This is a genomic window from Alcanivorax sp. IL2 (assembly GCF_047495475.1).
In the GTDB taxonomy this organism is placed as follows: Bacteria; Pseudomonadota; Gammaproteobacteria; order Pseudomonadales; family Alcanivoracaceae; genus Alcanivorax.
In genome coordinates this window covers 3,028,823-3,051,360 of sequence record NZ_CP179932.1, presented here as the reverse complement: position 1 = coordinate 3,051,360, position 22,538 = coordinate 3,028,823, and the positions used below count along the sequence as shown (strand labels likewise).

General features: G+C 58.0%; 22 protein-coding genes. 17 read left to right on the top strand and 5 right to left on the bottom strand.

Annotation, left to right across the window (positions count from 1 at the left end):
• Positions 1-218 precede the first annotated feature (218 nt).
• From ffh to rplS, 5 genes are all read left to right on the top strand, one after another.
• Positions 219-1,634 carry a signal recognition particle protein gene (gene ffh / locus ACMG4N_RS14070; RefSeq protein WP_297768524.1) on the top strand — a complete coding sequence of 472 codons (1,416 nt, stop codon included), beginning with the start codon at positions 219-221 and terminating at the stop codon, positions 1,632-1,634.
• Between the two features lie 410 nt (positions 1,635-2,044).
• Entirely contained in the window at positions 2,045-2,293 is a 249-nt protein-coding gene (gene rpsP, locus ACMG4N_RS14065; RefSeq protein WP_035247836.1) for a 30S ribosomal protein S16, read from the top strand.
• Positions 2,294-2,310: 17 nt separating this feature from the next.
• The gene (gene rimM, locus ACMG4N_RS14060; RefSeq protein WP_232222070.1) at positions 2,311-2,832 is read left to right on the top strand and encodes a ribosome maturation factor RimM; all 522 of its coding nucleotides are present in this window, start codon (positions 2,311-2,313) and stop codon (positions 2,830-2,832) included.
• Positions 2,833-3,615, top strand: a complete 783-nt coding sequence (gene trmD / locus ACMG4N_RS14055; protein ID WP_414432115.1) for a tRNA (guanosine(37)-N1)-methyltransferase TrmD — start codon at positions 2,833-2,835, stop codon at positions 3,613-3,615.
• Positions 3,616-3,625: 10 nt separating this feature from the next.
• Complete coding sequence (gene rplS / locus ACMG4N_RS14050; RefSeq protein ID WP_414432114.1) at positions 3,626-3,982, top strand: 50S ribosomal protein L19; 357 nt, start codon at positions 3,626-3,628, stop codon at positions 3,980-3,982.
• A 162-nt stretch (positions 3,983-4,144) separates the two neighbouring features.
• Here the strand turns inward: rplS and ACMG4N_RS14045 are convergent, their stop codons facing one another.
• Both ACMG4N_RS14045 and ACMG4N_RS14040 read right to left on the bottom strand, forming a co-directional pair.
• Entirely contained in the window at positions 4,145-5,302 is a 1,158-nt protein-coding gene (locus tag ACMG4N_RS14045) for a diguanylate cyclase (RefSeq protein WP_414432112.1), read from the bottom strand.
• A 52-nt stretch (positions 5,303-5,354) separates the two neighbouring features.
• A complete protein-coding gene (locus ACMG4N_RS14040; RefSeq protein WP_297768535.1) occupies positions 5,355-5,609 on the bottom strand; it encodes a GlsB/YeaQ/YmgE family stress response membrane protein in 255 nt (84 codons plus the stop codon).
• Positions 5,610-5,793: 184 nt separating this feature from the next.
• Here ACMG4N_RS14040 and xerD point away from each other — a divergent pair, with 184 nt between their 5' ends.
• The 8 genes from xerD to ACMG4N_RS14000 all read left to right on the top strand — a co-directional run bounded on the left by xerD (position 5,794) and on the right by ACMG4N_RS14000 (position 15,035).
• Positions 5,794-6,702, top strand: a complete 909-nt coding sequence (xerD, locus tag ACMG4N_RS14035) for a site-specific tyrosine recombinase XerD (RefSeq protein WP_297768538.1) — start codon at positions 5,794-5,796, stop codon at positions 6,700-6,702.
• A 46-nt stretch (positions 6,703-6,748) separates the two neighbouring features.
• Entirely contained in the window at positions 6,749-7,495 is a 747-nt protein-coding gene (locus tag ACMG4N_RS14030) for a DsbC family protein (protein WP_414432110.1), read from the top strand.
• A 121-nt stretch (positions 7,496-7,616) separates the two neighbouring features.
• On the top strand, positions 7,617-8,807 hold the full coding sequence (alaC, locus tag ACMG4N_RS14025; protein ID WP_297768543.1) for an alanine transaminase: 1,191 nt from the start codon (positions 7,617-7,619) through the stop codon (positions 8,805-8,807).
• Between the two features lie 88 nt (positions 8,808-8,895).
• Positions 8,896-10,197 (top strand): homoserine dehydrogenase, encoded by a 1,302-nt coding sequence (locus ACMG4N_RS14020; RefSeq protein ID WP_297768545.1) that lies wholly within the window; start codon positions 8,896-8,898, stop codon positions 10,195-10,197.
• Positions 10,198-10,333: 136 nt separating this feature from the next.
• Positions 10,334-11,416 carry a threonine synthase gene (thrC, locus tag ACMG4N_RS14015; protein ID WP_297768547.1) on the top strand — a complete coding sequence of 361 codons (1,083 nt, stop codon included), beginning with the start codon at positions 10,334-10,336 and terminating at the stop codon, positions 11,414-11,416.
• Positions 11,417-11,877: 461 nt separating this feature from the next.
• A complete protein-coding gene (locus ACMG4N_RS14010; protein WP_297768550.1) occupies positions 11,878-13,014 on the top strand; it encodes a hypothetical protein in 1,137 nt (378 codons plus the stop codon).
• 165 nt (positions 13,015-13,179) lie between these two features.
• A complete protein-coding gene (locus tag ACMG4N_RS14005) occupies positions 13,180-14,754 on the top strand; it encodes a BCCT family transporter (protein WP_297768553.1) in 1,575 nt (524 codons plus the stop codon).
• Between the two features lie 23 nt (positions 14,755-14,777).
• Positions 14,778-15,035 carry a DUF3565 domain-containing protein gene (locus ACMG4N_RS14000; RefSeq protein ID WP_414432108.1) on the top strand — a complete coding sequence of 86 codons (258 nt, stop codon included), beginning with the start codon at positions 14,778-14,780 and terminating at the stop codon, positions 15,033-15,035.
• Here ACMG4N_RS14000 and ACMG4N_RS13995 read toward each other — a convergent pair.
• Positions 15,018-16,268 carry a serine hydrolase domain-containing protein gene (locus ACMG4N_RS13995; protein WP_414432106.1) on the bottom strand — a complete coding sequence of 417 codons (1,251 nt, stop codon included), beginning with the start codon at positions 16,266-16,268 and terminating at the stop codon, positions 15,018-15,020. The two genes, ACMG4N_RS14000 and ACMG4N_RS13995, sit on opposite strands and share 18 nt — an antisense overlap.
• Before the next feature lie 294 nt (positions 16,269-16,562).
• On the opposite strand from ACMG4N_RS13995, the gene ACMG4N_RS13990 reads away from it, so the two are divergent.
• Positions 16,563-16,883, top strand: coding sequence for a DUF962 domain-containing protein (locus tag ACMG4N_RS13990; RefSeq protein WP_297768557.1), 321 nt, complete (start codon positions 16,563-16,565; stop codon positions 16,881-16,883).
• A 73-nt stretch (positions 16,884-16,956) separates the two neighbouring features.
• Complete coding sequence (locus tag ACMG4N_RS13985; protein ID WP_414432104.1) at positions 16,957-17,391, top strand: group III truncated hemoglobin; 435 nt, start codon at positions 16,957-16,959, stop codon at positions 17,389-17,391.
• 297 nt (positions 17,392-17,688) lie between these two features.
• Here the strand turns inward: ACMG4N_RS13985 and ACMG4N_RS13980 are convergent, their stop codons facing one another.
• On the bottom strand, positions 17,689-18,897 hold the full coding sequence (locus tag ACMG4N_RS13980; RefSeq protein ID WP_297768563.1) for a CaiB/BaiF CoA transferase family protein: 1,209 nt from the start codon (positions 18,895-18,897) through the stop codon (positions 17,689-17,691).
• Between the two features lie 309 nt (positions 18,898-19,206).
• On the opposite strand from ACMG4N_RS13980, the gene trmH reads away from it, so the two are divergent.
• Positions 19,207-19,908 (top strand): tRNA (guanosine(18)-2'-O)-methyltransferase TrmH, encoded by a 702-nt coding sequence (trmH, locus tag ACMG4N_RS13975; protein ID WP_414432102.1) that lies wholly within the window; start codon positions 19,207-19,209, stop codon positions 19,906-19,908.
• Here the strand turns inward: trmH and ACMG4N_RS13970 are convergent.
• On the bottom strand, positions 19,862-21,751 hold the full coding sequence (locus ACMG4N_RS13970) for a hypothetical protein (protein ID WP_414432101.1): 1,890 nt from the start codon (positions 21,749-21,751) through the stop codon (positions 19,862-19,864). The genes trmH and ACMG4N_RS13970 overlap by 47 nt on opposite strands.
• Before the next feature lie 49 nt (positions 21,752-21,800).
• On the opposite strand from ACMG4N_RS13970, the gene ACMG4N_RS13965 reads away from it, so the two are divergent.
• Complete coding sequence (locus ACMG4N_RS13965) at positions 21,801-22,478, top strand: 50S ribosomal protein L11 methyltransferase (RefSeq protein ID WP_297768573.1); 678 nt, start codon at positions 21,801-21,803, stop codon at positions 22,476-22,478.
• Positions 22,479-22,538 lie beyond the last annotated feature (60 nt).

The window sequence follows — 22,538 nt, the reverse complement described above, 5'->3', positions numbered from 1 at the left end:
TAAAGTGGCGGGCTGCTGAAGTCTGGCATAGGCATATCTTCACTATCAACAATCATTCTCATTTTCTGGTTCCGGGGGTGGCGCGAGACGTTAGTGTCAGGCGTCAGGCGTTTCAAACCTGCCCCATGACGTTGGCCGCCAAGGAAGGCTATAATCGCGCCCCTGTCCCTGCGGTGGCTGAAGCTGGCCGCAGACACGGTGTATTTGGAGGTAACCCCATGTTCGAGAATCTCACCGACCGGTTGGGATCGTCGCTTAAAAGCCTGGCAGGTCAGGGTGCCCTGACCGAAGACAATATCCGCGACACCCTGCGCGAAGTGCGCAAGGCACTGCTGGAGGCCGATGTGGCCCTGCCGGTAGTGAAAGAGTTTGTCGAACAGGTGAAGGAAAAGGCCCTGGGCCAGGAAGTCCTGAAGAGCCTGAACCCCGGCCAGGCGTTCGTGAAGATCGTCAACGACGAGCTTGTCCATACCATGGGCGACGCCAACGACGGCCTGAATCTGGCTACCAAGCCCCCGGCCATCATTCTGATGGCGGGTTTGCAGGGTGCCGGTAAGACCACCTCCGTGGCCAAGCTCGCCCGTTTCCTGCAGGAGCGGGAAAAGAAGAAGGTCATGGTGGTCTCCGCCGACGTGTATCGCCCGGCGGCGATTGAGCAGCTGAAAACCCTGGCCGGTGAGGTGGAGACCAACTTCTTCCCCTCCACTGGCGACCAGGACCCGGTGGATATCGCCAACGGTGCCCTGGAAGAAGCGCGCCGCCGCTACATGGATGTGCTGATCGTCGATACCGCCGGTCGTCTGCACATTGATGAAGACATGATGGGCGAGATCAAGCGCCTGCACGGGGCGATCAACCCGGTGGAAACCCTGTTCGTGGTTGACGCCATGACCGGTCAGGATGCTGCCAATACCGCCAAGGCTTTTAATGAAGCGCTGCCGCTGACTGGTGTGATCCTCACAAAGGCAGACGGTGATTCCCGTGGTGGTGCCGCCCTGTCGGTTCGCCACCTCACCGGCAAGCCGATCAAGTTCATCGGCATGGGCGAGAAGACCGATGCCCTGGAGCCCTTCCACCCGGATCGTATCGCCAGCCGCATTTTGGGCATGGGCGACGTGCTCTCCCTGGTGGAAGAGGCCGAGCGCAAGCTGGACAAGACCAAAGCCGAGAAAATTGCCAAGAAGTTCAAGAAAGGCAAGGCGATGGACTTCGAGGATCTTAAGGACCAGTTCCAGCAGATGCGCAATATGGGCGGCATGGCCGGCCTGCTCGACAAGTTGCCCGGCATGGGCGGCATGATGCAGGCCGCTCAGGACCCGGCGTCCATGAAGCAGATGAAGCACATGGAGGCGCTGATTGACTCCATGACCCCGAAAGAGCGGCGTAACCCGGATCTCATCAAGGGCTCGCGCAAGAAACGCATCGCCGCGGGTGCCGGCCTGGATATCCCGGCCCTGAATCGTCTGATGAAGCAGCAGAAGATGATGGCCAAGATGATGAAGAAGATGCGCACCAAGGGTGGCATGAAGAACATGATGCGTGGCATGGAAGGGATGATGGGCGGCAATGGTGGCCCCGGTGGCCCTGGCGGCATGGGGGGTATGGGCGGCCCGGGCGGTATGCCGCCTATGTAAAAAGCGGCAAGCTTCAAGCCGCAAGCTGCAACGCGGGCAGAGTGGGTGGTTAAGCCGCCTCTCTGCCCGCGCTTCGTTTGGGGCAGAGGTTGTTGTAGGAGCGGCGCTTGAGCCGCGAATGCGAGCCTGGGTGAGCCTGTCAGCCCGGCAAGCCCAGATTGCCTCCGTATCGAGTCCTGGCAGGCTCTGCGGGCAATTTCCTCGCTGCGCTCGCATTCGCGGCTCAAGCGCCGCTCCTACAGGTGCTTCGCAGGAAATATGGCGGTTGAGGAGGCTTGTTGCCCGCCGCTTCTCTCTGTATAATTCGCGCCCTTCGCGGCCTTCCCTGTGTCAGGGCTGGCTTTCAAGCGGATACGATGGCTTATCAAGAGATAGGCCGGGAAACCGGATTGATAAAAGGTAAATGAACCATGGTAATTATTCGTCTTGCCCGTGGCGGTTCCAAGAAGCGCCCGTTCTACAGCATTGTTGTTGCCGATAGCCGTAACGCACGTGACGGCCGTTTCATCGAGCAGCTGGGTTTCTACAACCCCATCGCCCGCGGCGGTGAAATCCCTCTCAAGCTGAACCTGGAAAGCCTGGACGCCTGGGTTGCCAAGGGCGCTCAGCTGTCTGACCGTGTCAAAACCCTGGCTAAGCAGGCCCGTAAGGAAGCCTGATGGCAAGGGGAGGGCAGGTGTCCTCTGAACTGGAGGTAGTCGGTCGCATCCTCGGGGTGCACGGCGTCCAGGGATGGGTAAAGGTGTATTCCTATACTGACCCCATGGACAACCTCCAGCACTACCAGCCCTGGCACCTGAAACAGGGTGGCCACTGGAAGCCGGTGAAATTGACCGGCTTTCGCCCCCAGGGCAAGGGGCTTATCGCACAGATCGACGGCATTACCGATCGAGATGGGGCGGCAAGCCTGGTGGGGCAGGAAATCGGGATTCCCGGTGATCTGCTGCCCACGTCCGGGGCGGGCGAGTACTACTGGCGCGATCTGGTCGGCCTGCGCGTTCACCACGTGGACGGCATGGATTTGGGCAAGGTGGTGCGAATGCTGGAAACCGGTGCCAACGATGTGTTGGCGGTACGCGGCGACAGCAACAGCCTGGATCGGCGCGAGCGCCTGATTCCCTGGCTGCCGGACGATGTCATCACCGAGGTGAATCTGGCCGAAGGGCGGATGACAGTGGACTGGGATCCGGAGTTTTAGATGCCTTTTTCGGTAACGCTGGTAACTCTGTTCCCGGAAATGGCAAAAGCGATTACTGACTTCGGTGTGACCCGGCGTGCGGTGGAAAACGGCCAACTGCAGTTGGAAACCGTGAATCCCCGGGATTTCACCGAAGATCGTCACCGCACCGTGGATGATCGCCCCTTTGGTGGTGGCCCCGGGATGGTGATGAAGGTGGAGCCGCTGGCGAAAGCCCTGCAGGCTGCCCGCGATGCCAATCCGGCAGCCACGGTAATCTACCTGTCCCCTCAGGGGCAGCCGCTGACTCAAGCGAAAGCCGTGGAGCTGGCGGAAAAGCCCGGCCTGATATTACTGGCGGGGCGCTATGAAGGCGTGGACGAGCGGTTGCTCGAAGCCGAAGTGGATGAGCAGATCTCCATCGGCGACTACGTGATCAGCGGCGGTGAACTGCCGGCGCTGGTGCTGACCGATGCGGTCAGCCGACTATTACCCGGAGTGCTGGGACACCAGGATTCCGCCGAGCAGGATTCGTTTTCTGGTGAATTCGAACACTTGCTCGATTGCCCCCACTACACCCGCCCGGAGGTGTACAACGGGCAGGCAGTACCGACGGTACTGCTGAGCGGCAATCACGCGCTGATTCGCCGCTGGCGCCTGAAACAGGCGCTGGGACGGACCTGGCAACAGCGTCCTGACCTGCTGGAAGCCCGCCGGGCGCGGGGTTTGAGCAACGAAGAGCAGCAACTGCTGGATGAGTACATCGCCGAGCAGTCGCCGCATACAGCAAAAACGAGAGACTAGGAGCACTGCCATGAGTGGCAAGAACCTGATTATCCAGGGCATTGAAAACGCCCAGCTGAAAACCGACCTTCCGGAATTCGGCGCCGGTGACACCGTTACCGTGCAAGTGAAAGTAAAGGAAGGCACCCGTGAGCGTCTGCAGGCGTTCCAGGGCGTTGTGATTGCACGTCGCAACCGTGGCCTGAACTCTGCCTTCACCGTTCGTAAAATCTCCCACGGTGTGGGCGTTGAGCGTGTATTTCAGCTGCACAGCCCGCTGATCGATTCCATCGAAGTGAATCGTCGTGGTGACGTGAGCCGCGCAAAGCTGTACTACCTGCGCGACCGCTCTGGCAAGTCTGCCCGGATCAAAGAAAAAATCCGGTAAGACGCCACGCTTATCTTCTGTCGCGAGCGAATGTCGGTTTAGCCTTTGCTGTAGGGCATGCGAAATCGACCTCTGGCCAGACAGAATGCTCCATACAGAAAAGCCGCTCCCGAAAGGGGGCGGCTTTTTTGTGTCAGCAAGCACGGTGTTTATCGCGCAAGTTCACTGCGGCCGTGAATAGACCACCACCCGATCTCGCCCCTGATGTTTGGCGGTATACATGGCACGGTCAGCCTCTTCTATCAGGGTATGCGCGTCCATGGCGGACTGTGCAGATGCGCTGCTGACGCCAAAGCTGGCGGTGAGCTTTATTGCCGGCGAACCGGGGATCGCCATTGCGTTGTGCCGAAGTGCTTCCGCACAGCGCTCTGCGACATTGTGTGCCTGTGACAGCGTGGCCCCGGGGAGCAGCATCAGGAACTCCTCGCCACCATATCGGCCAAGCAAATCATTATCCCGCAAATTATCCTGCAGTGTTTCGGCGACATGAATCAGTGCCTGGTCGCCAGTGGCATGGCCGTATCGGTCATTGATCTGTTTGAAAAAGTCCACATCCATCAGTACCACCGCCAGGCCCTTGCGGGCACGTGTTGGTATGGCCAACTGATGAGTCAGGGTTTGCAGCAGATGTCCGCGATTGGCTACACCGGTTAGCGGGTCGCGAATGGAGCGGTCAAAGGTGGAGGCCTCGCGATGTCGCCAGGTAGACGTCAGGGCGGCGACGGTAAAAGCGTCTTTGATGATGATCAGGCCGGCAGCTATGATCGTCATCAGGTCATACCACACCTGCGCCGGTTGGTAGTCCACAGGTGACAGCAAAGGCCGATACAGGGTGCTATCCAGGCTGATCGCTATGGCATAGGCCAGTATGGCGCCCATTGAGAGGGCGAACACCAGAGTGATCTGGGGTGCCGGGAATAATAGCAGGCCGATCAGTACACAGCCTGTAAGCACAATGCCAGTGACCAGATTAAAAGGCCCTACCAGTAACAGCGAGACGATGCCGCTCAACCCGAAAAACAGGATGGTAAAACTGGCAAAACGGTTTTCCTGGGCGTCTGACATTTGCCGCCGGCTGGCAAACAGGGCGATAGCAAACCATACCAGGCTGGCAATGAGTCCCCAGGCCAGTCCTGCCCATAGCAGCGGATTGTAGACCCCCTCAATGAAGCGGGAAATGACCAGGCCTGAGGCGCATCCCAGGATGATAACCCAGTAAATTGGTTGCCCGATCCAGCATATGAAGATGCCTTTTTCTCGGGGAGTTCCATTAATTTGCCGACCGATGAGCCTGTAGAGTTCTTCTAATTTTTTTATCATGGCTGTCGCGGTTGAGGTGCGGCTCCGCCGGTAGCGAAACCGCACGAAATGTTTATGCCTTTCTGAGCATTCGGTAGAGCGCCAGCAGGATCAGCGCGCCGACGATGGCGGTGACGAAGCTGCCCAGGCTGAAGCTGCCCATGGAGCCGCCAATTCCGGTGATGGAGCCGAGCCAGCCGCCGACAAAGGCACCGGCGATGCCGATCAGGATGGTGACGATAAAGCCGCCGGGATCCTTGCCCGGCATGATCCATTTAGCAATGATGCCGGCGATCAGGCCGAATACAATCCACGATAGAATGCCCATATTTCCTCTCCTTGGTAGTCATTTTGAATTTGCATGGCGCCACCATTGTTGCCGCAAAATACGGCCTCTGTCGTTAACCTGACCCGCTTTCAGACGTAATTTTTGGTAAAAGGCGAACGGGGTTTCGTCTTTGATTTTCGTTTAACTCATTGTTTTTTATTGCTGTTTAGGGCCTTATTCAGAAATGAACGAGTTAAACGATGACCATGGGCGCCTGATTGACAGCTGGCTGGATCAGCAGTGGCTGGAAAAGGGGCTCAGTGAACACAGCCTGGAGAGCTATCGGCGCGATATCCGCCAGTTGGCGGTGTGGCTGCAGGGGCAGCAAGGCTCCTTGCTGCAATGTGAGCGTTACCAGCTGCTGGAATTCCTGGCAGACCGCCATCAGCAGGGGGTGGGGGCTCGCTCGGTGGCCCGGCAATTGTCAGCGGTAAAGAGTTTCTTTCGCTGGTTGAAGCGGGAAGGGCGAATCGAAGAAGATCCGGCACTGCTGATCGAGCGCCCCAAAACCGGCCGGCCGCTGCCGAAAACCCTCACCGAAGCGGACGTGGAGGCGCTGTTGGCGGCGCCGGATGTTTCCACTCCTCTGGGGCTGCGTGACAGGGCCATGCTGGAGCTGATCTATGCCACCGGGTTACGGGTTACCGAGCTGGTCACCCTGACTCAGAGCCAGATCAACCCCCGCCAGGGGCTGGTGCGGGTGATCGGCAAGGGAGACAAGGAGCGACTGGTGCCTCTGGGTGAAGAGTCGCTCCACTGGCTGGCGCGCTATCTTCGTGAGGCACGTCCGCTGCTGTTGGGTAACAATCAGGAGCTGCTGTTTCCCAGCCGACGCGGCACCTGCATGACACGGCAGACCTTCTGGCATCGTATCAAGCAGATGGCCATGGTCGCCGGGGTGGAAAAAAAACTCTCACCCCATACACTGCGTCATGCGTTTGCCACCCACTTGCTGAATCACGGGGCAGACCTGAGGGTGGTGCAGCTGTTGCTTGGGCACAGTGACCTGTCCACTACCCAGATTTATACCCATGTGGCCCAGCAGCGGTTACAGGATCTGTACCAGAAACATCACCCCCGTTCGGGAACCTGAGGCAGGCAATCCGGTTCCAAGAGGGTAAATGAGGAGTAACGACAGAATGAATAAATGGGTTTTGGTGGTACTGACGGGGCTGATGTCCGCTTGCGGGGCGGATTCGAATTCCGAATCAAAGAGCAATCAGGCGGTTAACGGCGACAAGGCCAAGGCGGCTTTCGAGGAAGCGTTTGATGGCATGGAAGTGACCGAGGTAAGTGCTGCGCCGATGCCGGGAATGGTCGAACTGAATGTTAACGGCCGCGAAAGTGTCTACATGACCGAGGATGGCCGCCACATCCTGATCGGCAAGCTGCTGGAGATCAAAGACGGCGAAGTCGTGAATCCGGCGGAGCAGCGCTTTGAGAAAGTCCGCAAAGAGGGCATCAAGACACTGGATCCGGCGGATATGATCACCTACGCGGCGGAAGACGAAAAAGCTGAAGTGTATGTGTTCACTGACATTAGCTGTGGTTTCTGCCGCAAGCTGCATCGCCACATTGATGAGTACAACGCTGAGGGTGTCACCGTCCACTATCTGGCTTTTCCTCGTGGCGGCCCGACCACCGAGGCGGCGGCGGCAATGCGTCACATCTGGTGTGCGGAAGATCGTGCCCAGGCGCTCACCGATGCCAAATTGAAGGACGAGGTAACCCAGGCAGAGCTGACCGAGTGCGCCAAACCGGTGGATGAACAGTACCAGCTGGGCAATACCTTCGGCGTACGCGGCACCCCGGCCATTTATTCCACCGAAGGCGAGCAACTGGGGGGCTATGTGACTCCGGCGCAGCTGCTCGAGCGGCTGGAGTGACAGGCTGAACCCCGCGTAATCCGGCGCTTTGGGGCCGGGAATACAGCGTGAATACATTGACGGCGCAGAGATGCGCCGTTAATGTGTCCGCCTTCATTTTTCCCTCACCCAAGGTGCTGTCGTGGAAACAGATTTCCAGCGCATTCGTCGTCTGCCGCCCTATGTCTTCAATATCGTTGGCGATTTGAAGAAGGCTGCGCGGGCGCGGGGTGAGGACATCATCGATTTCGGCATGGGCAATCCGGATCAGCCCACCCCGAAGCACATTATCGACAAGCTCACTGAGACCGTGCAGCGGGGGGACACCCACCGTTATTCCCAGTCCCGAGGCATTCCGCGCCTGCGCAAGGCGATTGCCGACTGGTACCAGCGCCGCTATGACGTAGATCTGGACCCGGAATCCGAAGCCATTGTCACCATCGGCTCCAAGGAAGGCCTGGCACACCTGGCGCTGGCCACCATGGGCCCCGGGGATACGGTACTGGTGCCCAACCCCAGTTACCCGATCCACCCCTACGGTTTTGTGATCTCCAATGCGGACATCCGCCACGTGCCCATGGTGAAAGGGGTGGATTTTTTCGTGGAGCTGGAGCGGGCCATCAAGGAATCCTGGCCCAAGCCGAAAATGCTGGTGCTTAATTTCCCGGGTAATCCCACTGGCCAGTGCGTCGACCTGGAGTTCTTCGAGAAGGTGGTGGCCATTGCCCGTGAACACCAGATCTGGGTGGTTCACGATCTTGCCTATGCGGATATCGTCTTTGATGGTTACAAAGCGCCTTCCATCCTGGAGGTGGAGGGGGCAAAAGAGGTGGCGGTAGAGTTCTTCTCCCTGTCCAAGAGCTATAACATGCCCGGCTGGCGGGTGGGCTTCTGCTGTGGCAACAAGGACTTGATTCATGCCCTGGCACGTATCAAGTCCTATATGGATTACGGTACCTTTACCCCGATTCAGGTGGCCGCCATCGCTGCCCTGGAAGGGGATCAGACCTGCGTGGCCGACATCTGCGAGATGTACCGAAAACGAAGGGATGTGCTGGTGGACGGCCTGGCGGAGATCGGTTGGCAGGTGGAAAGACCCCGTGCCACCATGTTCGTCTGGGCGGAAATTCCCGAGCCATACCGGGAGATGGGGTCGCTGGAGTTTTCCAAAAAACTGCTCACCGATGCCGGTGTAGCGGTGTCTCCGGGCATCGGCTTTGGTGATTACGGTGACGACCACGTGCGGTTCGGGTTGATCGAAAACGAACAACGGACCCGGCAGGCCATCCGCGGCATCAAGAAGATGTTCCGCCAGGACGGCCTGCTGGGCTGACTTTTGCCTTTGCGGCAGGTCGCAAGGGTAGCGTGAAAAGTTGCGACAGGGCTTTTCAACACACTGATAAATGAAACGAGGATAGGCTGTGGATTCGGTGAAGGTGGGTATTGCTGGTCTGGGCACTGTGGGCTCAGGCACCGTCAACGTTCTCAAGCGCAATGCGCGGGATATTGCCCGCCGCGTGGGACGTCCGATTGAAATTACCCACATTGGTGCGCGCCGGGACAACCCCGCCTGCGATACCCAGGGTATTCGCCTGTCCCGGGATATTTTCGCCGTGGCCACGGACCCGGATATCGATATCCTGGTGGAGCTGATCGGTGGCATTGATACCGCCCGCGAGCTGGTGCTTACCGCCATCAAGAACGGCAAACATATTGTCACCGCCAACAAGGCGCTGATCGCCGAGCACGGCAACGAGATCTTCCAGGCGGCCCAGGACAACGGCGTGGATGTGGCCTTTGAAGCCTCCGTAGCCGGCGGGATTCCCATCCTCAAGTCCCTGGGCGAGGGGCTGGCGGCCAACCACATCAACTGGCTGGCGGGCATCATCAATGGTACCGGCAACTTTATCCTCACCGAGATGGAAGAGGGCGGCCGTGCTTTCGAGGATGTGCTGGACGAAGCCCAGCAGCTGGGTTACGCGGAAGCGGACCCCACCTTCGATGTGGAAGGCATCGATGCGGCCCACAAACTGACCATTCTGGCGTCCATCGCCTTCGGTATTCCGCTGCAGTTCTCCCAGGTCTACACCGAGGGGATCAGCCGCATCACCACTGAAGACGTGGCCAGCGCCGCTCACTTCGGTTACCGCATCAAGCATCTTGGTATCGCCAAGGACACCGGCAAGGGCATCGAACTGCGTGTGCATCCGACCCTGGTGCCCAAGGAAACCATGTTGTCGGCGGTCAACGGGGTGATGAATGCGGTGATGATCCACGGTGATGCCGTGGGCCCGACCATGTTCTACGGCGCCGGTGCCGGCGCCGAGCCCACCGCGTCAGCGGTGGTGGCCGATATCATCGAGCTGGGCCGCGCCCTCACCGTGGACCACGACGAGCGGGTGCCATACCTGGGCTTCCACACTGACCACATGTCCGATGAGCCGATCCTGACCATCGACGATGTGTCCTGCTGTTTCTACCTGCGCCTGCATGTGCAGGACAAGAAAGGCGTGCTGGCAGACGTGACCCGCATCCTCAGTGACAACAATGTCAGCATTGATGCCATGATACAGCGGGAAGTGGATCAGGGGCTGGTGCCCATCGTGATGATGACCCACGAAGTCCGCGAGGGTGACATGAACCTGGCGTTGGCCAAGATCGGTGCCCTTGATACCGTGGATAGCGATATAATGCGCATCCGGGTGGAAACGCTGGACGCTTGATGCCACGCGGCCGGACGCCAGGTTTTCAGCGTCCGGCGACAAGCATCTGGCGTCTGATGCGCCGACTAAAGCGACCAAATTCAAGAACAGCAGAGCCTGCCTCAATGGCTTTGCACTAGCAGCAGAGACCAACACCATGCCTTTTCGTGACCGTTACACCGGCTTGATCAACCGTTACCGCGACCACCTGCCGGTGAATGATGACACGCCCATCATCAGCCTGGGTGAAGGGAATACGCCCCTGATTCGCCTGAAGAACATCCCCAAAATGCTGGGCAAGGACGTGGATATCTACGTCAAATACGAAGGCCTGAACCCCACCGGCTCCTTCAAGGACCGGGGCATGACCATGGCGGTGACCAAGGCGGTGGAAGAGGGTAGCAATGCCATCATCTGCGCCTCCACCGGTAATACCTCTGCGGCTGCCGCGGCCTACGCGGCCCGTGCTGGCATCACCGCTTTTGTGCTGATCCCGGAAGGCAAAATTGCCATGGGCAAGCTGGCCCAGGCGATGATGTATGGTGCGGTGATCATGCAGATCCGTGGCAACTTCGATCAGGGCATGGAGCTGGTCAAGCAGGTGGCGGAAAAGGCGCCGGTGACCATCGTGAACTCTGTGAACCCCTATCGTCTGCAGGGCCAGAAGTCTGCTGCATTTGAAATTGTCGAAGAGCTGGGCCGTGCCCCGGACTTCCACTGCTTGCCAGTGGGGAATGCGGGCAATATCTCTGCTCACTGGATGGGCTACAGCGAATACAAGAAGGCCGGTGTGGTAAACAGTGCACCGAAGATGGTGGGTTATCAGGCAGAAGGGGCTGCCCCCTTCATGCGTGGCGGACCGGTGAAAGACCCGGAAACCGTGGCCACGGCGATCCGTATCGGTAACCCGCAATCCTGGGACAAGGCCTGGGCTCTGCAGGAAGAGTCCGGCGGCTGGTTCGACGAACTGACCGACCAGGAGATTCTGGCTGCCCAGAAGTTGCTGGCCGAGAAGGAAGGTATCTTCTGTGAACCAGCCTCTGCGGCTTCCCTGGGTGGCGCCATGCGCGACATCAAGGCCGGCAAGATTCCGGAAGGTTCTACCATCGTCTGCACCCTCACCGGTAACGGTCTGAAAGACCCGGACACCGCTATCGCCCAGTGCCAAGATAGCCGCATGGTCACCATCGATGCGGACCTGGATGCGGTGAAAGGCGCCATCCTGTCCAATATGTCCTGATCTGTTATACCGGTCGACAAAAAACGGAGCGCATAGCGCTCCGTTTTTTTATCTGCCTGCTGCGCTGTGGGCGCTGCGATCGCAAGGTGAATCCCATCCGCCTCTTTTTATTTATTCGCTTAGTGAATAAAACGTCAACAAAGGAATTGGCCTGAAATTTTTCATTTGTTTTGGTGGCAGGAAAAAATCCCTGGCCAGAATATGTTAGGGTACTTTTTCTTTTTGGGAAGAAAGGGAACCGCGACTCCGTGTCGAGATTACTGAAACCGCCTACCTTTATCGTGTCTTTTCCGGGCTGATTACTCGCCCATCTCCTGGCCCTGTGCGGCCACTCCTCTCCATGTATTGTCATTACAACATCCGCAAATACCTTTGTTTCAACACAACAGGTGTCACGCTGTGATTTGACTTTACTTGGTCAATATTTAGTCTGTAAAGAAAATCAGAGAAGGGAGCGTTAGATGAATAAGCGTGCTTTTGCAAAGCGCACTGGCTATCTGAGTTGTTTGCTTGCTGCGTCCATTCCCCTAAACGCCCACGCCGGTGCCGAACTGAGTGCCGGTGTCTGGTGGGTCTATCAATATGTCACTGATTCCGATTTTACCGGTGCATCGTCCGCCTTTGATGAGGATCTGGACAACACCACTGGTGGTAACTTTGCCGACCCGGCATTGATCCTCTACGCCGATGATGATGGCTCCCATGGTCCCTGGCGTTTCAGTGCAGAGGGGCGTCTCGGTACTGGCGGGTTCACCGATACCTCGAACAACAATTCCGGCGATACCTTCACCATGCACAAGGCATGGATCGGTTACGAATTTGATGACGACACCCTGCTGACCGTGGGTAAAAGCCAGGTGCCATTTGGCTGGAAAACCGTCAATTTCTGGCCCGGTGAAGGGGTGTTGGGTGGTTATGGCGATCAGATGGATGTGGGCTTCAAGCTTAGCTCTTCCTTGAATGCCTTCGACTATGACGTGGCCTATTATCACCAGGATGACTGGGGTGAAACCAGCACCGACACCGTAGATGACAATGGTCACTGGGGCAGCGCAACGACTTACCGGAAGATCAAGACCGGTGTCGTCAATGGCGATTGGAATTTTATGGAAGGCCATACTGTAGGGGCCTCTTATCAGAAGGGGCGTCTACAGGACCTGACGGCTGCCGTTGCCAAGGCACGGGATGATGAGGGTGATCATCAATCGGTAAATTTGCATTACACCTTCAACATGAATGACTTCACTGCCCGCTATCAGTTCATTGATGCAGAGCGGGACTTTGGCGGTATGGATGCGTTTTTGCTCGGTGGCACGGCACCCGCCGATGAAGAGGTGAAAACCCAGGTGCACATGGCTCAGCTGATCTATAACCAGAATCGCTGGAGCTATTATCTGGATGCGGGTGTGGCGAGCACTGATACCCGCGGTAACGACGCCGATGATGTGGAATTCTATGCGCCCGGCGTCAGCTACAAGTACGGACCAGGCTGGCTGTACCTGGAGTACCTGTGGTCTGATGGTGACGTGGATCGTAACGGTGATATTTACGAAGCAGACTTCCGTGCAGTCTACGCGTCGTTTGATTTTTATTTCTGATTGCCGGTAGCGGCCCTGCGGGGCCGCCTACTCGGGTTCAGATGATGAAGTGCGTTTTGAGGAGTGCATGTTTCGGGGAAGCGATCCCGACATCGTCCGAACCGACTGGCTGTAAGTTGCGGCATCCACTGCGCACCCTAAAGCAAGACGGATAACGGAGCTAAGATGAGTATTGATTACGAGACCGACTATGATGTCGGCCAGGATAATGTGCAGGTCATGGGGATGGACCTGCACAATCCGGTTTTCTTTATCAGTGCCTTACTGATTATTACTTTTGTGGTTGGCACTCTGGCATTCCCGGAAGCGGCCAACAGTATGCTCAATGGCGCCAAAGCGTGGGCTATCGAGCATTTCGACTGGTTGTTCATGGTCAGCGGCAATATTTTTGTATTGTTCTGCATCGCTCTGGCCGTGATGCCCACCGGTAAAATTCGGTTGGGCGGGCAGAAAGCCAAGCCGGAATTTTCCACTCTTTCCTGGTTCGCGATGCTGTTTGCCGCGGGCATGGGTATTGGCTTGATGTTCTGGAGTGTGGCGGAGCCGGTGGCCTACTACACCGATTGGTATGGCACGCCGCTGAGCGTGGCGCCCAATACTGAAGAAGCCAAGCATCTCGCTATGGGCGCAACCATGTACCACTGGGGGCTTCACCCATGGTCCATTTATGCGGTGGTAGCGCTTTCATTGGCCTTTTTTGCCTATAACAAGGGTATGCCGCTGACGATCCGCTCCGCCTTTTATCCTATTCTGGGTGAGCGTTGCTGGGGCTGGCCAGGTCATATCATTGATACGCTTGCCGTCGTTGCCACCATTTTTGGTCTGGCAACGTCTCTTGGCTTGGGTGCCCAACAGGCTTCCGGTGGCTTGCACTTCCTGTTCGATACGCCAAACGCAATCAATATGCAGCTTGCGGTTATCTTCGGTGTCACCTCCATTGCGGTGATCTCCGTGATGCGAGGGCTTGACGGCGGCGTCAAACTTCTCAGTAACATCAATATGACGTTGGCGCTGTTCCTGTTGTTCTTTGTGATTGTTGCTGGCCCAACCATGCTGATCATTACCGGGTTTGGTACAACAGCAATTGATTACGTGTCCAATATCATTCCGCTGAGTAACTGGATTGGCCGTGAGGATGACACCTGGTTCCACGGTTGGACGGTGTTTTACTGGGCGTGGTGGATTTCCTGGTCTCCGTTTGTCGGCATGTTCATTGCGCGTATTTCCAAAGGCCGCACTGTACGGGAGTTCATTACCGCTGTTCTGCTCGTCCCAACCGTTATCACCATTATCTGGATGTCGACCTTTGGTGGCACCGGTCTGGATCAAGCGGTGAATGGCGTGGGCGAATTGTCCAATGGCATTGGTGATGTGTCCCTGGCATTTTTCCAGATGCTGGAGAACCTGCCGTGGTCCGGCATCATTTCCTTCTTGGCGATCACGTTGGTGCTGGTCTTCTTTGTGACCTCTTCGGATTCCGGGTCATTGGTGATTGACTCCATTACCGCTGGCGGCAAGCTGGATGCACCTGTACCCCAGCGTGTATTTTGGGCCGTGATGGAAGGTGTTATTGCCGGTGCTCTGCTTTACGGCGGGGGTAAGGAAGCGCTGAAAGCCTTGCAGTCTGGCTCTGTGGCGACAGGGTTGCCCTTTACGTTTGTGCTATTGCTGATGTGCGTCAGCCTCTACATGGGGCTCTCCGCAGAGAGTAAGCGGCTCAAGTCTCTAAAGGCCACTTGATTGTCACAGTCAGGAAAGAAAAAATGCCCGCTGATGCGGGCATTTTTTTGGGTGATATCATGACCTGGCAGGCCACGGTTACCGGTTTTACGCAGGATGAGCACCTGGATTGGGTGATGCTGCTGTCATGCGGTCATCGCCAGCATGTTCGCCATCAGCCTCCGTTCATGAACCGTCCCTGGGTTACCAGTGAGGCCGGACGGGCACGGCATCTGGGGATGGTAGTTACCTGTACCCAGTGCCAGCGGGGCATGCCGATCCCTTCAGGCAGTGATTGGTGAGGTCCCCTCGCGTAAACGTGTGTGGCGGTTAATCGTATGCTGAAGCCCGAACAATGCGGGCAGATGGGGACCAATCAAGCCCTTGCCGGTGGTCAGCAGAGCGCCACTCAGTGCCCGTTGCGGGTCCGCCCAGCAGTAGATGCTTATGAAGCCCAAGTGCCCATAAGCCTGAGGTGCCCCCGGTCCATATAGACTCATCCCCCTATTGCCGAGCATAAAGCCGTTAGAAAAATTCAGTGGAAGAACCAGCGTGCGGTCGATACGAGGCCGATGGTAAGCAGGTTGAAGAGCACCGGCCACTGTTTCCGGCTTGAAGATTTGCTGGCCGTTGTAGTGGCCACCGTTGAGCAGCATCTGGAAGAAACGGCTGGCTTCCTCGGCGGTGGCGTAGAGATTGCCCGCCGGCACGATGATGTCCTGAAAGCGGTCATCATTGGTCACTTCCACCACCTCATCGATGCTGCCGCCCACCGCGTAGGTCAGGAACAGGTCGACCAGTTTCATGGGAACGCCGGTAGAGACATCCCGGGCGCGCTCAGCGCCGGTCTGTCCAAAGGTGAAGTATTTCATGCCCATGGGCTGGCGGATCACCCGGTCCAGGGTGGCATTGAGATCTTCGCCGGTAACCGCTTCGACAATGGCGCCGAGGATAAAGCCGGCGGTGATGGCGTGGTAGGCCTGGGTGTTGAGGCCACTGGGTTTCGCCTCGCAAAGTAGATTAATGATCTCCTGGGGGCGGTACAGGATGTCCGGCTCCACCTGAGCGGGCGGGCGGGGAATGCCGGCCTGATGGGTCAGCAGGTGGCGAATGGTGGTGCGTCCCTTGCCGTTCTGGCCGTACTTGGGCAGGTAGCGAGTAACCGGGTCGTCCAGGTCCAATTCGCCGGTTTCCACCAGATGATGGACTAGCATGGCGGATACCGCCTTGGAGGCGGAAAACAGGCAGACCGGGGTGTCCGGCGTCATGATTCGCTGATGCTCCGGGTCCGCATAGCCGATGCTGCGATCCAGCATAATTTCGCCGTGGCGACGCAGGCACAGACTGATGGCCGGGCTCATGCCGCTCCGGTAGAGCTTGCGGGTGGCCCGCCAGATGGCGTCCACCTGTTCAGAGCCCATACCGGTTTTTTCCGGCGGCGCTTCCTGCCCCTGACGGACCAGGCCGTCCAGGCTGCGGGGTATGGGAGTGCCATGTTTGCTGAGCAGGCGGTTGATGCGAGGACGTAAGGCCATAAAAGTCTCTGGTAACAAGTCGTGCCGGACCCGAAATGACGGGATAAGTATCAATATAGTGTTTATTGTGAATGGACGACATTGTCCACGCAGAAGGCTCCCCTGCAATGGTCGCCCGTGCCATCATGATGGCGCCAAATCACAATATTTTGGCCGGACCGGCCGGTGGGGCTGCGTTACACTGTCAGCTAACCGCGTATGACAGCCGCAGGTTACAAGACTTTGTGTCCCGCGCCTTGAATGATCAAGGTGCCCCTACATTCATAATAACAGCGGCATTTTTCAGGAGGTTACGTGAATACCATCAAGCAGTCCGATTTTCAGAGTTTCGCCGAATTCTATCCGTATTACCTGCAGGAGCACGGTAACCCCACCTGCCGCCGCCTGCATGTGGTCGGGACCACGCTACTACTGCTCTTGCTGGCAACCATCATTGCCGGGGTGTTGAGTGCCTGGTGGCTGTTTGCGTTGCCGGTGGTGGGGTATGGTTTTGCCTGGGTAGGCCACTACTTTTTCGAAAAGAACCGTCCCGCCACCTTCCAGCATCCCTGGTACAGCCTGATGGGTGACTTTGTCATGTACAAAGACATCCTCACTCGTCGTATTGATTGGTGAATAACCGCACCACGCAACAGGCTTCACGCTTACCGAGCGTGAAGCCTGTTGCCTGCCAGCACGAAGCGAAGTAATGACCGCAGTTCAGTATTTTCAGCCTGGAAATCACAGACAGGATGAGAGCGAGCTTCCCGATCTGGATTGCCGGGAAAATATTGATGCCATGGTGCATGGCTTTTATCGCCGGTTACTGGATGACCCGGTAATGGCGCCGCTGTTTCTGGACGTGGCCGCTATCGATCTGGAAAAGCACCTGCCAACAATCTGTCAGTACTGGTACAAAATGCTGTTGGGTGAGACTGACTACCGGCGCCACATGATGGCAAAGCATCGCGCACTGGATGACAAGCAGTCCCTGACCGGCGAGCACCATGAGCGCTGGCTGCAGCATTTCATGAACAATCTCGACGGCCGTTTTGCCGGGCCCTATACGGACCGGGCGCGGCATATTGCCTTTCGGGTGATGGATAATCTGTATGCGCAGCTGAGCAAAAGGCGAGGGGAATAGAGTCTGTGCCATGCTCTCATAGCGAACACTCTACGGAGCCGCTGTAGGAACGGAGCGTAGCGGAGTAACGCACGTAGTTCCGTGCGGCCCGAAAGGTGAGCGCAGCGAATAACTATGCTTGCATGGCGAACCGAGCTCCAGCGAGGACAACGGCGATGCCGTTTACTACCGTTCTCTCTGAAGAGACCTGTCGCCGGGATATGCCTGATCTCCATCTGACGACACTTGTAGCAGGCAATATGGCAATTTCCGCGTTACGCGGTTCGCCATGCAAGCATAGCTCCTACAAAACCTCTCCTACCCGATCACTCCTTCCGCCTTTAACGCCGCAAACTCCTCGTCACTGAGCCCCAGCTCTTCACGCAATACCACGTCGTTATGGCTGCCCACCTCGCCACCCGGCCAGCGGGTTTCGCCAGGGGTGTCGGCGAGTCGAGGAGTGATGGCGGGCACCTTGAGGGGCTTGCCGTTGATTTCCACCTGTTGGAACAGGCCGCGGGCCTGGAAGTGGGGATCGTTGAACATGTCGGCCACGGAGTAGATGGGGCCCGACGGGACCCGGGCCTTTTCCAGCAGAGTCAGTACTTCCTCGCTGGGCAGACTACGACACCAGCTGTCCAGGGCGGTGTCGATCTCTGCCTCGTGTTCCACCCGCCCGGCGTTACTGGCCATGGCCGGGTTGTCTGCCATATCCGGGCGACCGGCGGTGGTCATCAGGCGTTTGAAGATGGAATCGCCATTGCCGCCGATCACCACGAACTTGCCGTCGGCACAGCGGTAGGTATTGGTGGGGACGATGCCGGTGACAGTGGAGCCCGCCGGTTCACGGATCACTCCGGCACCATCGAATTCCGGGATCACGCCCTCCAGCAGGTTGAAGACAGATTCATACAGGGCCACGTCCACCACCTGGCCCTTGTTGCTCTTTTGCCGCTCAAACAGGGCCAGCAGAATCCCCAGGGCCGCGTGCAGGCCGGCAATGGTGTCGCCCAGGGACAGGTTGGGGCGAACCGGGCGCTCGCCGGGGAACCCGTTCACATAACGCAGCCCGCCAATGCCCTCACAGACCGACGCATAGCCGGGCTTGCTGGCATAGGGGCCGGTCTGGCCATAACCGGAGATGCGAGTGTAGATCAGCCCCGGGTTGTCCTCAGCGAAGCTGTCCGGGCCCAGGCCCCAGTTTTCCATGGTGCCGGGGCGGAAGTTCTCGATCACCACGTCGGCGTTGCCCATCAGCTTGCGGACCAACGCCTTGCCCTGATCGGATTTCAGATCCAGGGTCACCGACTTCTTGTTGCGCCCCAGGCTACGCCACCAGTAGGAGGTGCCATCTTCATCCAGTTTGCGCCAACCGCGTATGGGGTCGCCGCCGGGAGGTTCCACCTTCACCACATCGGCACCGAAATAGGCCAGCAGGGTGCCGGTAAAGGGGCCAGCCAGCAGCTGGCCCAGCTCGATAACACGGACACCGTCCAGGGGAAGGCGGCGGGATGAGGTCTCGGGCATGGGGTCTCCGTAGGTTGCGGTTAGCTGGGCCACAAGCCTAGCGGATTGGGTTGCGCAGTGGCAGTGCCTGAAATGCTCGAAACCGATTGTCTGGGGTCAGTTTCCCCGGGGGTAGGGAAAGATCAGAGCGAGCAACGAGGTACGAGTTTCGAATTGCAAAACCCGGTGGCCTTTCGCAACTCGTACCTCGCTTCTTGTGAGTGGATATTCGCGGTTGAACGACCGCTCCCACCGGGCGGTTGTCCGACCGGAGATTTTGCCTGTCTGCCCGCAGGCTATACAATCCGCAGCCTATTATAAGGAAAGCCCATGACCCCGGAACGCTATCGTCGCATCTGCGACACCCTGGACCGCCGCCAGCCTGATCTCACCGTGATCATGGATGGCGTCCACAAGCCCCACAATATCGCCGCCATTGTGCGCACCTGCGACGCGGTGGGCATTCTCGATGTGCATGCCATCTTGCCCAATAACCGGGCGCGGATGGCCGCCGGCACTGCCATGGGCTCCCAGCGCTGGGTGCAGGTGCACAAGCGTGACGAGAGCAGCAGTGTGATTCGTGAATTGCAGGGGCAGGGCGTGCAGGTGTTGGCGGCGCATTTGTCCGATACCGCAGTGCCCTATCGGGAAGTGGATTACACCCGGCCCACGGCTTTGCTGCTAGGCACTGAAAAATTTGGCGTCAGCGATGAAGCCGCGGCGGCGGTGGACCAGCATGTGGTCATCCCAATGATGGGGATGGTGGAGTCGTTCAATGTGAGCGTCGCGGCGGCCATCATTCTGGCGGAAGCCTGTGAGCAGCGCCGCGCCAAAGGCTACTATGACCAGCCGCGTATTGATCCGGCCCGTTACCAGGAGTTGCTGTTCCGCTGGGGCCACCAGAAAATTGCCCGCCTGTGTGATGCGGAGGGGGTTCCCTACCCCGCGCTGGACGACGAGGGGCAGGTGAAAGACAGTGCCGCGCTTACGGCACTGTTGCGACGGAGGCACTCACCGGACCCAGAGGTTTAGCACTGGGTGCATGGCTGACCTGCCAGTGGAAATCGGCGGCACCGCCTTCGCCCACCCAGGCCGGGAACCACAGGGTATTGTCCATGGTGGCGTAGCGTAGTCGGGCAATATCGATGTCCCGTTCCTCGGCCAGTGCCACCATGCGCTGCAGCACTTTGCCGTGGTGGACCTGATCCACCTGCTTGGTGGTGTCCAGTATGGCCTGGCGCATCAGGCTATTGAAATCATCGCGAGCGATACCGGAAAAATTCATCCGGTTAAGGTCGGCCAGAAAGGCATCGGCGAGAGCGGCTATCGTGGGAAAACGGCCTTCCTTTTTCAGTTCCCTCAATCGCTGGTTGACCACCTCGTCGTACTTGTCAAAGGCACCGTCTTCCTCCGCATCCGCCAATGCCAGAATGGCTTCGCCAAGGCTGTCCATGTCCAGATAATCCAGTTTGGGAATGGCGCCAAGCAGATCAATGACCGTGCGCGGCATGCCCTCACTCTCAAAACCCAGCCGCGGGGTGGCACCCGGGTGGCGCTCGTACTTGGTGGTACTTGCCTTGTCGTCCTCGTAGAACATGTTCATGGACATGCCATTGAGAAAGGCATCGAACAGACCATCAGGCACCACCGGCATATGGTTGCTGAAAAACATTTCCCAGCCCTGGTTGGAATCCATATGCAGCCAGTCGCCGGGTAAGCGAGTCGCCCCGAGAGTATGCTCGAAGTCGTTCATCTCACCATCGACGATGCCGTATTGGCCCTTGCCATAGACGGCATCATAGGTGATACGAGCTCCATCCAGATTGTGAAAATCGATGGCAAAGTGGATGCGGGGTTCGCGCAGGAACATCATGAAAAATTTCAGTACCTTGACGCTGCCAATGGCAAAGCGGGAAGGAATGGTGACCGACTGTTCGTAGAAATCCACCTGGAATTTCTGGCTGAAAAACGTCGGCAGATAGGCGTACCAGATACGCGCCTTGACCAGAATTGATGCTCGTACTGCGCCGTCCTTGACGGCAATTGGAGAGGCCTTGATATTTTTGCGGGTATCCAGGTCCACGCGCAGATTCTGGTTGAAAATACCTGTGCTGATGTTGACGTAAATGTTGTCGATGACATTCTCGTCCTTGTGTGGACCCAGCCGGGGAGACATGCCCTTGATCTGGGTGAAATCCTTGGGCTCGTAGTCCATCTGCATCAGAGTGGTTTCGATGCGCCCTTTCTCCAGATCCACCTGCACATAGTCGGCCCGCGATCGCTGGCTGTTATTGCGCACCAGATAAATATAGCGGGGTTGGTTGCGGGGGGAATCCAGGCGGATTTCCTCCAGCATCTTGCCTTCCTTCAGTGCATGCTGCTGCGGATCGAAACGGTCCCAGCCGCCGTCACGGAACATGAAGGCCAGCTCGTCGAAATCATCAAAAATACCGGGCTCACCTTCCGGCTTGTGATCATTGTGACCCTCAATCCAGATCAGGCCGGTCTTGTCGAACTCGTCAATCTGGAAGGGAATCGGGATCAGCTTGCCCGCGCGCACGGCCATCAGTGACAGCTCTTCGGTGGGGATGCCGTTATGTTCCGCCAGCTCGAAGCCCTTCATCTCCATGGGGTAGAGGTAAGTGAACTGGGTGGTGTCCAGGGCCTTGAGGGTGCGATCCAGCTGGTCGGTGGAAATATTGCGCAGACCTGAGGCCCAGCGGCCCATGGCGCTGGGGTCCGCCTTGTAGAAATCCAGGAAATGCTCAAAGTAGGGATCGGGGACGCCCTCGGTCCAGATTTCCCGTGCCTGTGATGGGCTCACCAGGGTGAGAAGTAGGGCGGTGAGACCGATCCATGCCTGTCTGCCGGTCATTTTGTTATTCTCTTGGACGATTTGGATTGGCGAAACAAGGCCCTAGGGTATGACAAGCAATCAGGAAAGAGTAGGCCTTGACGCCTTACATGAACGGCTCCAACGCGTATTACCGGCGGTATCCCTAGTCTGCCAGGCACTGCCGAAGACACCACAGATCCGCTTATGGCTGCTGGATGAACTGTTCCCCGAACAGGCCCTGGACCCGCACATCGTCAATGCGATCATGGAAGAGCCGCCGTACTGGTCTTTTTGCTGGGCCTCCGGGCAGGTGTTGGCCGAATACCTGCTCAGCCACCCCGAGTGGGTGAGGGGCCGTTGTGTGGTGGATGTGGGGCCGGGCTCCGGGGTGGTTGCCATTGCCGCCGCCCTGGCAGGGGCGTCACGGGTGATCGCCTGTGATCTGGACCAGGATGCGCTGACCGCCACCGCGCTCAACGCGGCAGAAAACCAGGTTGATATCGAACTGAGCCAGGATCTGGACAGTGCCTTGGCCGCGGCGGATCTGGTAACGGCGGCGGATATCCTCTACGACCGGGAAAACCTGCCGTTGCTGGCTCGCTTCCAGCAGGTCAATCGGGTGCTGCTGGCCGATTCCCGGGTGCCTGACCTGGACCCGCCCGGCTACCAGTTGCTGGGGCAGTGGCAGTCCTGCACCTGGCCGGATCTGGGGGAATCCAGCGAGTACAACGGGGTGAGAGTGTTTGCCTCGGAACCGTCGCCCTGAAGGAATGTCAGAAAAGCAGTACGGCGTTGCTATCCGCCCTGGGTGACCGATGCATCTGCC

What these genes read in the sequence shown, in the direction of transcription:
- ffh (WP_297768524.1), top strand. Translation starts at nt 219, where the DNA reads ATGTTCGAGAATCTCACCGACCGGTTGGGATCGTCGCTTAAAAGCCTG.
- rpsP (WP_035247836.1), top strand. Translation starts at nt 2,045, where the DNA reads ATGGTAATTATTCGTCTTGCCCGTGGCGGTTCCAAGAAGCGCCCGTTC.
- trmD (WP_414432115.1), top strand. Translation starts at nt 2,833, where the DNA reads ATGCCTTTTTCGGTAACGCTGGTAACTCTGTTCCCGGAAATGGCAAAA.
- rplS (WP_414432114.1), top strand. Translation starts at nt 3,626, where the DNA reads ATGAGTGGCAAGAACCTGATTATCCAGGGCATTGAAAACGCCCAGCTG.
- ACMG4N_RS14045 (WP_414432112.1), bottom strand. Translation starts at nt 5,302, where the DNA reads ATGATAAAAAAATTAGAAGAACTCTACAGGCTCATCGGTCGGCAAATT.
- ACMG4N_RS14040 (WP_297768535.1), bottom strand. Translation starts at nt 5,609, where the DNA reads ATGGGCATTCTATCGTGGATTGTATTCGGCCTGATCGCCGGCATCATT.
- xerD (WP_297768538.1), top strand. Translation starts at nt 5,794, where the DNA reads ATGAACGAGTTAAACGATGACCATGGGCGCCTGATTGACAGCTGGCTG.
- ACMG4N_RS14030 (WP_414432110.1), top strand. Translation starts at nt 6,749, where the DNA reads ATGAATAAATGGGTTTTGGTGGTACTGACGGGGCTGATGTCCGCTTGC.
- thrC (WP_297768547.1), top strand. Translation starts at nt 10,334, where the DNA reads ATGCCTTTTCGTGACCGTTACACCGGCTTGATCAACCGTTACCGCGAC.
- ACMG4N_RS14010 (WP_297768550.1), top strand. Translation starts at nt 11,878, where the DNA reads ATGAATAAGCGTGCTTTTGCAAAGCGCACTGGCTATCTGAGTTGTTTG.
- ACMG4N_RS14005 (WP_297768553.1), top strand. Translation starts at nt 13,180, where the DNA reads ATGAGTATTGATTACGAGACCGACTATGATGTCGGCCAGGATAATGTG.
- ACMG4N_RS14000 (WP_414432108.1), top strand. Translation starts at nt 14,778, where the DNA reads ATGCCCGCTGATGCGGGCATTTTTTTGGGTGATATCATGACCTGGCAG.
- ACMG4N_RS13995 (WP_414432106.1), bottom strand. Translation starts at nt 16,268, where the DNA reads ATGGCCTTACGTCCTCGCATCAACCGCCTGCTCAGCAAACATGGCACT.
- ACMG4N_RS13985 (WP_414432104.1), top strand. Translation starts at nt 16,957, where the DNA reads ATGACCGCAGTTCAGTATTTTCAGCCTGGAAATCACAGACAGGATGAG.
- ACMG4N_RS13980 (WP_297768563.1), bottom strand. Translation starts at nt 18,897, where the DNA reads ATGCCCGAGACCTCATCCCGCCGCCTTCCCCTGGACGGTGTCCGTGTT.
- trmH (WP_414432102.1), top strand. Translation starts at nt 19,207, where the DNA reads ATGACCCCGGAACGCTATCGTCGCATCTGCGACACCCTGGACCGCCGC.
- ACMG4N_RS13970 (WP_414432101.1), bottom strand. Translation starts at nt 21,751, where the DNA reads ATGACCGGCAGACAGGCATGGATCGGTCTCACCGCCCTACTTCTCACC.
- ACMG4N_RS13965 (WP_297768573.1), top strand. Translation starts at nt 21,801, where the DNA reads ATGACAAGCAATCAGGAAAGAGTAGGCCTTGACGCCTTACATGAACGG.